The 11,965-nt window shown below is 66.1% G+C and carries 14 protein-coding genes; 9 read left to right on the plus strand and 5 right to left on the minus strand.

Annotation, left to right across the window (positions count from 1 at the left end):
* Positions 1–18: 18 nt before the first annotated feature.
* A complete protein-coding gene (locus ACF8O7_RS26695; RefSeq protein WP_392444782.1) occupies positions 19–798 on the minus strand; it encodes a nucleotidyltransferase domain-containing protein in 780 nt (259 codons plus the stop codon).
* Positions 799–967: 169 nt separating this feature from the next.
* Here ACF8O7_RS26695 and ACF8O7_RS26700 point away from each other — a divergent pair, with 169 nt between their 5' ends.
* A complete protein-coding gene (locus ACF8O7_RS26700; protein WP_016448121.1) occupies positions 968–2,356 on the plus strand; it encodes a GntP family permease in 1,389 nt (462 codons plus the stop codon).
* A 489-nt stretch (positions 2,357–2,845) separates the two neighbouring features.
* On the plus strand, positions 2,846–3,112 hold the full coding sequence (gene infA, locus ACF8O7_RS26705; protein ID WP_016448120.1) for a translation initiation factor IF-1: 267 nt from the start codon (positions 2,846–2,848) through the stop codon (positions 3,110–3,112).
* Positions 3,113–3,255: 143 nt separating this feature from the next.
* On the opposite strand, the gene ACF8O7_RS26710 is transcribed toward infA, so the two are convergent.
* The 4 genes from ACF8O7_RS26710 to ACF8O7_RS26725 form a co-directional block, all read right to left on the minus strand.
* Positions 3,256–3,555, minus strand: a complete 300-nt coding sequence (locus ACF8O7_RS26710) for a pentapeptide MXKDX repeat protein (RefSeq protein ID WP_016448119.1) — start codon at positions 3,553–3,555, stop codon at positions 3,256–3,258.
* A gap of 104 nt (positions 3,556–3,659) precedes the next feature.
* Positions 3,660–4,451, minus strand: a complete 792-nt coding sequence (locus tag ACF8O7_RS26715) for a molybdopterin-dependent oxidoreductase (protein WP_392444785.1) — start codon at positions 4,449–4,451, stop codon at positions 3,660–3,662.
* Positions 4,448–5,101, minus strand: a complete 654-nt coding sequence (locus ACF8O7_RS26720) for a cytochrome b/b6 domain-containing protein (RefSeq protein ID WP_160854929.1) — start codon at positions 5,099–5,101, stop codon at positions 4,448–4,450. The genes ACF8O7_RS26715 and ACF8O7_RS26720 overlap by 4 nt, the downstream gene beginning before the upstream one ends.
* Before the next feature lie 69 nt (positions 5,102–5,170).
* On the minus strand, positions 5,171–6,193 hold the full coding sequence (locus ACF8O7_RS26725) for a LysR family transcriptional regulator (protein WP_392444788.1): 1,023 nt from the start codon (positions 6,191–6,193) through the stop codon (positions 5,171–5,173).
* 114 nt (positions 6,194–6,307) lie between these two features.
* Here ACF8O7_RS26725 and ACF8O7_RS26730 point away from each other — a divergent pair, with 114 nt between their 5' ends.
* The 7 genes from ACF8O7_RS26730 to ACF8O7_RS26760 all read left to right on the plus strand — a co-directional run bounded on the left by ACF8O7_RS26730 (position 6,308) and on the right by ACF8O7_RS26760 (position 11,964).
* Positions 6,308–7,261, plus strand: a complete 954-nt coding sequence (locus ACF8O7_RS26730; protein ID WP_046239748.1) for a hydroxymethylglutaryl-CoA lyase — start codon at positions 6,308–6,310, stop codon at positions 7,259–7,261.
* A gap of 29 nt (positions 7,262–7,290) precedes the next feature.
* Positions 7,291–8,436 carry a CoA transferase gene (locus ACF8O7_RS26735; protein ID WP_017407219.1) on the plus strand — a complete coding sequence of 382 codons (1,146 nt, stop codon included), beginning with the start codon at positions 7,291–7,293 and terminating at the stop codon, positions 8,434–8,436.
* A 77-nt stretch (positions 8,437–8,513) separates the two neighbouring features.
* Positions 8,514–9,497 carry a tripartite tricarboxylate transporter substrate binding protein gene (locus ACF8O7_RS26740; RefSeq protein WP_392444791.1) on the plus strand — a complete coding sequence of 328 codons (984 nt, stop codon included), beginning with the start codon at positions 8,514–8,516 and terminating at the stop codon, positions 9,495–9,497.
* Positions 9,498–9,724: 227 nt separating this feature from the next.
* Positions 9,725–10,012: a hypothetical protein gene (locus ACF8O7_RS26745; protein ID WP_016453658.1), complete on the plus strand. Its 288-nt coding sequence runs from the start codon at positions 9,725–9,727 to the stop codon at positions 10,010–10,012.
* Positions 10,009–10,419 carry a hypothetical protein gene (locus ACF8O7_RS26750; RefSeq protein WP_043791292.1) on the plus strand — a complete coding sequence of 137 codons (411 nt, stop codon included), beginning with the start codon at positions 10,009–10,011 and terminating at the stop codon, positions 10,417–10,419. Before ACF8O7_RS26745 ends, ACF8O7_RS26750 begins: the two co-directional genes overlap by 4 nt.
* Before the next feature lie 227 nt (positions 10,420–10,646).
* The gene (locus tag ACF8O7_RS26755) at positions 10,647–10,946 is read left to right on the plus strand and encodes a hypothetical protein (RefSeq protein ID WP_016448111.1); all 300 of its coding nucleotides are present in this window, start codon (positions 10,647–10,649) and stop codon (positions 10,944–10,946) included.
* 82 nt (positions 10,947–11,028) lie between these two features.
* Entirely contained in the window at positions 11,029–11,964 is a 936-nt protein-coding gene (locus ACF8O7_RS26760; protein WP_280047803.1) for an intradiol ring-cleavage dioxygenase, read from the plus strand.
* Position 11,965 lies beyond the last annotated feature (1 nt).

Genomic DNA, 11,965 nt, shown 5'->3' on the forward strand with positions numbered 1-11,965 from the left:
CCTGGTGTTGCCCGGTACCTAGACTGCCGTAGATGCAGCCCGCTGGCGCCGAATCCAGCTGATGAAGGCCGAAAGCTCTGCGTTGAAACGAGCTCTGGGTGCCTCGGGCGTCCTTGCCTGCGCCAGAAAGAAAGCCATGGACTGCGCCATTCCCGGATGGAGCTGCGCAAAGCAATCGGCGAACTCCTCCAGCGTGCGCGGCCAGAAGCCCCCTGAGCAGGAGCGCAGCACATTGGTGGCCCGGATCAGCTTGCGTGCGGCTTCGCGTTGCAGGCGCAGGGCCTCCGTGTCGTTCCGGGTTCCGGCAATGCGCTGCAGGTAGTCGTTCAGCACCTGCACGTAGTCGCCATTGACGGCCTGTGCAATCGCCCTGGACGGCTCGAACGCCTCAAACTGCTGCGCCAAGTCTTCTCCATGGATGCAGCTGCACTCATGCTTGAGCCAGTAGCCCCAGCTGTAGAGATGGGCCGGGTCCAGCACCTCTTGCCGAGTGCCCAGGTCGAAATCGATCTTCACGACTTCTGTGTGACGTAGTTGCAGGTCCTGGCGCGATTGTTCCAACCGGGCGCTCTCCTGCCCGGAGAGGGGGCGGGCCAGCACGATCGTCAGGTCCAGGTCCGAGAAGCCCGCCCTCGCGCAGCCGCGCGCCACGCTGCCATACAGGTAGAGGCTGTCCAGCGCCTCGCCGAGGGCGCTGGCGATGGCTGCGCGCGCATCTGCCACCAAATCCACAAATTCCGGCTGGATGGGGGCTCTGACAAAGACTTCGAGAGTGCCAGCGGAGCCGAGGTTGTTCATTGGTCTTGCAGTAGTGGAACGGGAGGCACGGCTCTGAGCCAGTCTCCTGCGAACAAGCCTGGAGCCTACAGGTCCCCTTCAGGGTCAGGCATAGGATTTGCAGCGATTGGAAACCGCATGCATCCCAGCGTGCGGGCGTCCATCATAAAAACACAACTCCAAGCCTCCTATGTCTTCATTCGATACCCAACTGCTGCTCATCGCGCTGGCCAGCGTGCTGGTCCTGGTCGCGCTGATCGTCTCGCGCATCCGTCTTCATCCCCTGCTGGCGCTGCTGGTGGTTTCCATCGGCGTGGGCTTTGCCACGGGCATGGCGCCGGGCGAGATCGTCAAGAACCTCACCAACGGGGCCGGCAAGACGCTGGGCGCGGTGGGTGTGGTGATTGCCCTGGGCGCGATGCTGGGCAAGATCCTGGCGGACTCCGGCACCACCGAGCGGCTGGCCGGTGCCATCCTGCAGCGCACGTCCGAGCGCATGATTCCCTGGGCCATGACCCTGGTGGCCTTCGTGATCGGCATTCCCATGTTCTTCGAGGTGGGGCTGGTGGTCATGCTGCCGCTGATCTTCAGCGTGGCGCGCAAGCTGGAAAGCAATGAGCGCTTCAAGGGATCGGCCTATGTCTATGTGGGCGTGCCCGTGATCGCCGCGCTGGCCGCCATGCACGGCATGGTGCCGCCGCACCCCGGCCCGCTCACCGCCATTGCCACGCTGCACACCACGGTCGGCCCGACCATGCTGTACGGCTTTCTGGCCGTGATCCCCGCCATGGTGCTGGGCGGCCCGCTGTACGGCGCCTTCATCACGCCGCGCATGAGTACGCGCCCCGATGCAGCCCTGCTGGAGCAGTTCACATCAGGCAAGAAGGAAGGCGGGGAGGGCAGTGCGCCCAGCATCGGCATGGGCGTGCTGTGCGCCTTGCTGCCCGCGCTGCTGATGCTGGTGCATGCGCTGGCCGAGGTGCTGCTGCCCAAGGATTCGGACCTGCTGCATGCAGCGGCCTTCCTGGGCAATCCGCTGGTGGCCATGCTGCTGGGCGTGGTGTTTGCCTCCATCACCCTGGGCTATCTGCGCGGCGCCGATGCAGAGAAGCTGCGCGACGCGCTGGGCCAGAGCCTCAAGCCCATCGCCGGCATCATGCTCATCATTGCGGGCGGCGGCGCCTTCCAGCAGATCCTGACCAGCGCCAAGGTGGGCGATGCCATCGTCCACATGACCCAGCAGTTCGCCCTGCCTCCGCTGGTGCTGGGCTGGATGATCGCCATGCTGCTGTCGGTGTCCACCGGCTCGGCCACCGTGGGCATCGTCGGCGCGGCTGGCCTGCTGGCGCCGCTGGCGGCCTCCGATCCTTCGCTGAACGTGCCGCTGCTGGCGCTGGCCATCGGCTGCGGTTCGCTGTTCTTCAACTATGCCAACCACGCGGGCTTCTGGATGGTGAAGGAGTCCTTCGGCATGAGCATGGGCGAGGCCACCAAGACCATTACCGTGGTGCAGTCCATCGTGTCCTTTGTGGGCCTGCTGATGGTGCTGCTGTTCAACCTGCTGCCCAAGCTGGGATAGGTGAAAGGCATGAGGCGGGCCGACGGGGGCCGCTTCGATGCCGCGGCAACCACCAAGGCAGTGCACTTCTTCCGGTTCGACTGCGAATTGCCCCAGTCGCGGCAGGGAAAATGCCGCCCCGTACAGGTGCGGTACCCGGCGCCGCTTCAACGCGGGTCCGGCAATTGACCTATACTGCTGGAGGTGCTGTCCTTGTTGTTCGCCTCCTCAGTGCCCGTCTGACATTCTTGCAGTCCCCGGACTGCCGTTGGCCGCCCACTGTGACGAAGTCCGCAACTGTCACTCCCATCGGCGAGCACCACGCGGGTCCAACACCCTTCCCCGGGCCCGCACTCTCCCTGCCACCTGCAGGGGCCTCTTTCCCTTTTTTCCGATGATCCGCTGCCTGTGTGCGGCGGTCATCCTGCGCTGGCCCAAGGCTGCAGCATGGTGCTGCACCGGCAACTTGCGGCGACGCACCCCTTTCAACATGTACTCACAGGAGTCCCATTGGCTAAAGAAGAACTGATCGAAATGCAAGGCCGGGTAGACGAAGTGCTGCCTGATTCCCGCTTCCGCGTAACGCTGGAAAACGGCCACCAGCTCATCGCCTATACCGGCGGAAAAATGCGCAAGCACCGCATCCGCGTGCTGGCCGGCGACAAGGTCACGCTCGAGATGTCGCCCTATGACCTGAACAAGGGCCGTCTCACGTTCCGTCATATTGAGCAACGCTCCGGCGGCGCCCCGGGCCAGCGCCCACCCCAGCGCCGCTGAGGTGGGCGCTGGCCCGCTCTTGCCTCGGAGCGGGCATGGGGGGTGCACAGAAAGGACCCGGCTTTGCGCCTGGTCCCATGGCCGGCAGCCCCGCCAGCCCGGCCGCCCGGGCGGCATCGGCCGGGACAGGCGAGTTCCCCGGCTTACTTGGACATTCCGTCCTTGCCCATGGAGTCCTTCTTCATTGCGTCCTTGGACATGCCATCCTTGTGCATGCCGTCCTTGTGCATGGAGTCCTTCTTCATTCCATCCTTGGACATGGAATCCTTCTTCATCCCGTCCTTGGACATGGAGTCCTTCTTCATCCCATCCTTGGACATGGAATCCTTGGTCATTGCGCCCTTGGACATGCCGTCCTTGGACATCTCATCCGCAGCGAATGCCGAGGTGGCGCCGGCCAGGGCGAGGCAGGCGGCGAGCACGGTGGTGGTGAACTTGGTCATTTGAGTCTTCCTTTGGATTAGCGGTTTGCAGGTTGCACAAGCGGCCGGTCTTGCATGGCCCGGCCTCGCACCTTCGTTGGCGGCACAGCGGCTTGTGAGGCCGCTCAGCTGCCTCCGAACCAGTTGTAGCCCTGGTCTTCCCAGTAGCCGCCGGAGTAGGTGTTGGTGACGAACATGGCCTGGACGTGCTTCGGGTTCTTGTAGCCCAGCTTGGTGGGCATGCGAAGCTTCATCGGGAAGCCATATTTGGGCGGCAGGGGCTGCCCGTCGTAAGTCAATGCCATCAGCGTCTGCGGATGCAGGGCCGTGGCCATGTCGATGCTGGTGAAGTAGTCGTCCACGCACTTGAAGCCGACGTACTTGGCGCTGGTGTCGGCGCCTATATGGCGCAGGAAATCGGCGAAACGCACGCCGCCCCAGCGGCCTATGGCGCTCCAGCCCTCCACGCAGATATGGCGCGTGATCTGTTCTTCCTGCGGCATGGCGCGCAGCTCGGCCAGGCTCCAGGAATGGCGGTCGGCGACCATGCCGGTCACTTCCAGGCGCCAACTGGCCTCGTCCACCTCGCGCACCTCGTCCTCGCCGTAGTAGGCATTGAAGGGGAAGGGGCGCGTGATCTCGGCTGCTGAATAGGTGGGCGCCAGCCGCGTGGGGCTGAACAGCAGGCCCTGCACGCGGTCGTTGAAGCGCGATACCTGATTGAGCGCGGCCTCGACGTGGCTGTCATCGCTGATGCTGCAGCCCGTGAGCAGGGACAGGCCGCCCAGCGTGAGCGATCGCTGCAAAAAGGCGCGGCGTGCGGGCTGGTCGAGCTTGCGGGCGATCAGCGAGCGTGCCTCGCGCACCACGGCCTCGCCATCGACGCCGGGCAGGGAAGGGGCTTTGAAGATTTTCATGGTGTCTTGGGCGCACGGCCGTGGATCATGGTCAGGAAGGTCCGGGGCACCAGGGCGACCATTGCCAGGTGCACCACCACAAAGGCGACCAGCGCAGCCATGCCGAAGAAGTGCACGCGCCTTGCGGACTCATAGCCGCCCAGCAGCTCGCGCAGCAGCGGGAACTGCACCGACTTCCACAGCACCAGGCCCGACAGCACGATCACCACCAGGTCCAGCACCACGAACAGGTAGGCCAGCTTTTGCACATGGTTGTAGCGGGCCGGGTCGGCATGCGAGAGCCGGCCCTTGAGGGCGGACACCAGGTCCTGCCGCACGCCCTGCACCGTGATGGGAAAGAACTTGCGCAGCCACCGGCCGCTGGCGATGTTCAGCAGCAGGTACAGCAGCCCGTTGAACACCAGCAGCCACATGGCCGCGAAATGCCATTGCAGCGCCCCGCCCAGCCAGCCGCCCAGAGTGATCGAGCCCGGAAAGGTGAAATCAAAGAACGGCGCCGCGTTGTAGATGCGCCAGCCACTGGTCACCAGGATGACCACGGCCAGCGCATTGAGCCAATGCGTCAGGCGCAGCCACAGCGGGTGGATGCGCTGGCCATCCTGGGGCTGTGCCGGTTGGGGGGTGATGAGGGCGGTGTTCATGGGTCCCATTGTTGGAGGGACCCTGTAGCGGATGTATCACGCAAACTTCAATTAATCGTGATAACTCCCAAGGCCTGTTCAGCCCGCCTGGGCGCACCCGGCCAGATAGTCCACCAGCGTGCGCGCCGCAGGCGATAGCCGGCTGCCGTCCCTGAAGCAGATGGCGAACTGGCGCCGCGCCCAGGCATCGGTGAGCGGCACCATGTGCACACCCTGCACACCCTGCACACCCTGCACACCCTGCACACCCTGCACACCCTGCACACCCTGCACACCCTGCACACCCTGCACACCCTGCACACCCTGCACGCCCTGCACGCCCTGCACGCCCTGACCGGGGCCCGCCATGCCCAGGATCTCCCTGGGCATGATGGCCACGCCCAGGCCGGCGCGCACGCAGCGGATCGTGGCGTCGAAGGAGCTGACCACGGCGCGGTAATTGAGGGGCCGGCCGATGATGGCCGCCGCCCGCGCCAGCATGGTGTAGACGGCCGTGGAGGCGGGCAGGCCCACATGCTCGCAATCCAGCGTTTCGCTGAAGCTGCAGCTGTCGCGCAAGGCCAGCGGGTGGCCGGCCGGCACGGCCACGGCCAGGGTGTCGCAGCGGTAGGGCAGGGTCTGCAGGCCCTCCAGATCGGCCGCGTTCCAGCACACGCCCACCAGGGCCAGGCCTTCGCGGATGGATCGGATGATTTCGCTGCTGGTCAGCTCCTCGATGTCCACGCGGATCTGCGCGTGCTCGGGCTTTTGCAGAAAGGCCGCAATGTCATCGGGCAGCGACTCGGCAATCGATGAGACCGAGGCCAGTATCCGCACCTGTCCCTTCACGCCGTGCTGGTAGGCCGCCATGTCGCGGGCCGCGCGGTCGGCGCTGGCCAGCATGGCGCGTGCATGCTCCAGCAGCATCAGCCCGGCTGCCGTGGGCACCACGCCCCGGCGGTGGCGCTCCAGCAGCGGGGCCTGCACCTGCTCTTCCAGCAGCGCCATGCGCTTGCTGATGGCCGATGAGCCGATGTGCTGCTGCTCGCCCGCGCGGGCGATATTGCCCAGGTCGCAGGCCGCGACAAAGAGCCGCAGGGTGGTCAGGTCCAGGTCTTTCATGGTGGTTATGGATTTCCATTCGGGAAACTCTGAGGCGAAAAATTATCGCTTCTGCACGCTGGTTGGAATGTCTAAAGTGCCATTCAAGACAAACCACCCCACGCGAACCTTCCCATGCCAGAACCCATCCGTGCCCCGCAGTCCGCCGTCATCCGCGAGGTCGGCCTGCGCGATGGCCTGCAAAGCATCCAGACCGTGCTGTCCACCGAGCGCAAGAAGGAATGGATACGCGACGCCTACGCTGCCGGCCAGCGCGAGATCGAAGTCGGCTCCTTTGTCCCCGCACGCCTGCTGCCGCAACTGGCCGACACGGCCGAACTGGTGGCCTATGCCCGAACGCTGCCGGGCCTGTTCGTCTCCGTGCTGGTGCCCAATCTGCGCGGAGCCGAAAGCGCCCTTGCCAGCGGGGCCGACCTGATGCTGGTGCCGCTGTCGGCCAGCCATGCCCACAGCCTGGCCAACCTGCGCAAGACGCCCGATGAGGTCGTGGCCGAGGTGGCCCGCATGCGTGCCGCACGCGATGCCGCAGGTTCGACGATGCTGATCGAGGGCGGCATTGGCACGGCCTTCGGGTGCACGCTGCAGGGCAGGGTGGAGCCGGCCGAGGTGCTGCGCTGCATGCAGGCCCTGCTGGACGCGGGGGCCGACCGCGTCAGCATGGCCGACACCGTGGGCCATGGCGGGCCGGGCCAGGTGCAATCGCTGTTCGAGCAGGCGCGGCGCATTGCGGGCGAACGCTTTTGGTGCGGCCACTTCCACGACACGCGTGGCCTGGCGCTGGCCAATGTGCATGCCGCACTGCAAACCGGCGTCACGCGCTTCGACGCCACGCTGGCCGGCATCGGCGGCTGCCCCCATGCGCCCGGCGCCAGCGGCAATGCCTCCACCGAAGACCTGGCCTTCATGCTGGACACCATGGACATCGGCACGGGCCTGGACATCGAGGCCCTGCTGCGCCTGCGCGCCAAGGTGGCCGCCTGGCTGGACGGCGAAAGCCTGCACGGCGCGCTGTGGCGCGCGGGCTTGCCGCGCAGCGTCACCGCCGACGCAGCCCCCGCCGCTGCATGAACCCCTTACCTTCCCACGAGCACACCTGTATGGCCACCGAACCCCTGCTGCCGCTGTCCGGCATCCGCGTCATCGAATTCACCCACATGGTCATGGGCCCCACCTGCGGCATGATCCTGGCCGACCTGGGCGCCGAAGTCATCAAGGTCGAGCCACCGGGCGGCGACAAAACGCGCACGCTGCCCGGCCTGGGCATCGGCTTTTTCCGCAGCTTCAACCGCAACAAGAAAAGCGTGGTGCTGGATATCACCACCGAAGCGGGCCGCGCCACCGCTGCCGAGCTGGCCGCTGGCAGCGACGTGGTGCTGGAGAACTTCCGCCCCGGCCTCATGCAGTCCCTGGGCCTGGACTACGCCACGCTGTCGCAGCGCGCGCCCGGCCTCATCTACGTCAGCCACAAGGGCTTTCTGCCCGGCCCCTACGAGAAGCGCCTGGCGCTGGACGAGGTGGTGCAGATGATGGGCGGCCTGTCGTACATGACCGGCCCCGTGGGCCGGCCGCTGCGCGCGGGCACCAGCGTCAACGACATCATGGGCGGCATGTTCGGCGCCATCGGCGTGCTCGCCGCCCTGCGCGAGCGTGAGCGCACCGGGCGCGGCCAGGAGGTGCAAAGCGCGCTTTTCGAGAACTGCGTCTTTCTGTCCTCCCAGCACATGCAGCAGTACCTGATGACGGGAGAGGCACCGCCGCCCATGCCCTCGCGCGTGTCGGCCTGGAGCGTCTACGACGTGTTCACCCTGGCCGGTGGCGAGCAGCTGTTCATCGGCGCCGTCAGCGACAAGCAGTTCGCCACCCTGTGCCGCGTGCTGGACCGCGCCGACCTGCTGCAGCGCCCCGAATACGCCGACAACGCCGCCCGTGTGGCCGTGCGCCCCCAACTGCTGGCCGAGCTGGGCGCCATCCTGGCCAGCCATGAATCGGCCCGGCTTGCGCCGCAGCTGGAGGCCGCAGGCATTCCCTACGCGCCCATCACGCGGCCCGAGCAACTGGTGGACGACCCGCACCTGCGCCAAAGCGGCGGCCTGGCTTCCATGCAGACCGAAGACGGCGGCCAGACCGACGTGGTGCTGCTGCCCCTGCTCATGAACGGCCACCGTCCCGGCGTGCGCATGCCGCTGGCCGGGATTGGCGAGCACACCGAAGAAATCCTCGGAGCCCTTGCATCACGGACCTGACAGCCAACCCCGGGCGCCGAAGGCCGCAGAAAAACCACCCCGGCGCGCATGAGACAACACAAAAAGGAGACAACCCCATGCACTCGTCCCATCCCACCCGCCGCCGCAGCCTGCTGGCCCTGGCCGGCGCATCGCTGGGGGCCGCTGCCCTGGGCGTGCGCGCCCAAAATGGCACGCCGCTGCGCGTCATCCTGCCCGTGGGGGCAGGCTCGGGCGCCGACACCATCGTGCGCTCGGCCCAGACTGCGCTGGTGCGCTCGCTGGGCGGCCAGCCCGTGGTCATGGAGAACCTGCCGGGCGCGGGCGGCATCACGGGAACGCAGGCCCTGGTCAAGGCGCCGGCCGATGGCAACACCATCGCCTTCATCTCCAACAACCACGCCGTCAACCCCAGCGTCTTCAAGAAGCTGCCCTATGACAGCCTGGCCGACATCACGCCGCTGTCCATCGTCGGCGGTTCGCCCTTCGTGCTGGTCGTCCACCCCAAGGTGGCGGCGCGCAATGCGCGCGAACTGCAGGCGCTCATGAAGGCGCGGCCCGGCGACCTCAACTACGCCTCGTCCGGCAACGGCACCATCTTCCACCTCGCGGCCGAAGTCTTTCTGGACGCGGCCGGCACCACGGCACGCCACATTCCCTACAAGGGCGTGGGCCAGATGGTGGTGGACCTGCTCAGCGGGCAGGTGGACTTCGGCGTGATCGCCGTGGGCACGGCGCAGGCGCACCTCAAATCCGGCGCGCTGCGTGCCATCGGCATCATGGGCCGCGAGCGCGTGGCATCGCTGCCCGATGTGCCCACCGTAGCCGAGCAGGGCTTTCCCGGCGTGGACATCGCCGGCTGGGTGGCCGCCATCGGCCCCAAGGGCATGCCGCCCGCCCAGGTGCGGCGCCTGCACGACGGCATCGCCTCTGCCTTTGCCGACCCCGAGGTCAAGGCCGGCTTTGCACGGCGCGACGAATACACCGTGCTCAACAGCCCCGAGGCGGCAGCCCAGTTCCTGCGCTCCGAGCAGGAACGCTTTGCGCGCCTGGTCAAGAAGGCCAATGTCACGCTGGAGTAAGTCCGGATGGCCCTGATCTGGTCGGCTGTATCCCTGCGGGCGAAGTTTCTGAACGCGCTGCTGCCTTGCGCGCAAGGCCCCACGGCCGCGCAGGCAGTCTTCAGATGGGCGTGAAAAGGTCCGGGTGGTACCGCTTTGCCGACATGCCCGAGGCATGGTCGATTCATGGGCATCGTTGACATGTACTGGCAGGGTGGATATCTTTGATATATCCAAAGGAGTTGAATATGCCGACCCGCACAAACGCCAACCAGATTGCCTTCCGCTACCGCGCAGTGGACAGCGCCACCGGCGTCACGCGAGAAACCGCCAAGCGCCTGGCCGAGCATCTTGGTGTTGATGAAACGCAGGCGATACACCGTGCGCTGCATGAGCTTGCCGTACGCATGCTGCCGCAGTACGAGGCGGATGACGGCCCCTTGACGGCAGCCCAGGTCAGGCAAATCAAGAAAAAAGTGCCGCAAGGTGAGCAACGCTCGGTGAAGTCGAGCTTGTTCGACTTGGAGACGCTGTGACCGCACCTTGGTGGGATGAGCCCACGGCGGGCGACATCGTCTGGTGCTATTTCCCGCAAGACATCATTCCCGGGCCCAAGCCTCGGCCCGCGCTGATCCTGGTGGTCTTCGATGACGATGCTCCGCAGTTCACCGTACGAGTCGCCTACGGCACCAGCCAGCGCACTACCACGCTGTACAAGGGCGAGTTCGCCATCCTGCGCGAGCGCAATCCCGTGGCCTATGCGGCTGCCGGGTTGAGCTATGACACGAAATTCAATCTCAAGCAGGCCCTGGATCTGCCGTATACGGCAGAGTGGTTTGCAGTGCCGCCTGCAGCTCCCCATGGACAGACGCCCAAGTTGGGAGTCCTGCATCCTTCCCTTGTGCGCGCGGTGCAGGCCGCTTATCAGGCAGTGTCCAAATAAGCAGGGTCCTGCCACGGCCGCCGGGCCTGTCCTGTGTCGCAGGTGCCTTGCCCGATGGGAATCAACAAGCTGATGGTGGACAACGGCAAGGAGTTCACGTACGCCTTGTCCGCAGGCAATGTAAGCCGGGTGCAGCCATCAGACGATGTTGCAGAACCCACGTCCACTTCTCCCAATTTCCCCCCAGATTGGTCGCAAGAATTCCTGTGCAACTCCAGGAAAAGACCATGATTGATTTCTCGCAAACCAACGCTTCACGCATTCGCCCGGCCCTTGTGCTGGCTGTGGCGGCCTTCGCGGCGGCCTGCAGCCATGCGCAGGGCCACGGGGGGCACGGCAATCCGCCGTCGCCGCCGCCCGAGGCCTATACGGCCTGCCAGGGCAAGGCCGAGGGCGACAGCGTGACGCTGACCATGCCCGATGGCAAGACGCTGGCCGGCACCTGCCGCAGCCTGAACGGGCAGCTGGTGGCCATGCCGGCCGGCGGGCCCGGCGCAGGCGGGCCGCCGCCCCATCCGCAGCAGTGATCGCGTGGCCCGGCGGGCCACGCCGCCGGGCTGTCTGCAACCCCACGGGCCTGCGCACAGGCCCTCATGAAAAGCCATCCCCATGAACCACTCTCAAGATGCCCATGATCTTGCCCACGACCTGGGCCTTCAGCACGATCTGCAAGTCATGGCGCGCCGCCTGTCCGAGCGCCGCCGCCTGTTGGGCCTGATGGCTGCCGGTGGCGCTGCCGCGCTCTTGTCCGCCTGCGGTGGCGGCGGAGGTGATTCCGGTGATTCGACAGGGACCGGCACAGGAACCGGGACAGGAACGGGCACCGACACGGGAACGGGCACAGGTACGGGCACAGGTACGGGTACTGGAACCACGACCGGCACCTGCATGGTCGATCCCACGGAAACCGAAGGCCCTTACCCCGCCGACGGCTCCAACGGCTCGCGCGGCAGTTTGGTCAACGTGCTGTCGCAAAGCGGCGTGGTGCGCAGCGACCTGCGCAGCAGCTTTGGCGGCATGAGCGGCACGGCTGCGGGCCTGCCGCTGACGCTCAAGATCACCCTGGTCAACGTCAGCACCAACTGCAGCCCGCTGGAAGGCTATGCCATCTACCTGTGGCATTGCACCCGCGAGGGCGAGTATTCGCTGTACTCCACCGACCTGCTCAACCAGAACTTCCTGCGCGGCGTGCAGGCGACGGACAGCAATGGCGAATGCACCTTTGTGACCATCTTCCCGGGCTGCTATGACGGGCGTTGGCCGCACATGCACTTCGAGGTGTTCCGCAGCCTCAACACTGCCGGCAGCTACACCAACAAGCTGCTGACCTCGCAGATGGCCATGCCCAAGGACGTGGCCAGCGCCGTCTATGCCGGTGTCAGCGGCTACAGCGCCAGCGTCTCCAACCTGTCGCGGGTCAGCGTGACATCGGACAATGTCTTCGGCGACAACACCAGCGAGCAGATCGCCTGGCAGACGCCCACCTTCACCGGAGACACCACCAATGGCCACACCGCCACGATATCCATCGGCATTGCCGTCTGAC

This window comes from Delftia sp. WSY_16 (assembly GCF_043104415.1).
GTDB lineage: Bacteria > Pseudomonadota > Gammaproteobacteria > Burkholderiales > Burkholderiaceae_C > Comamonas > Comamonas tsuruhatensis.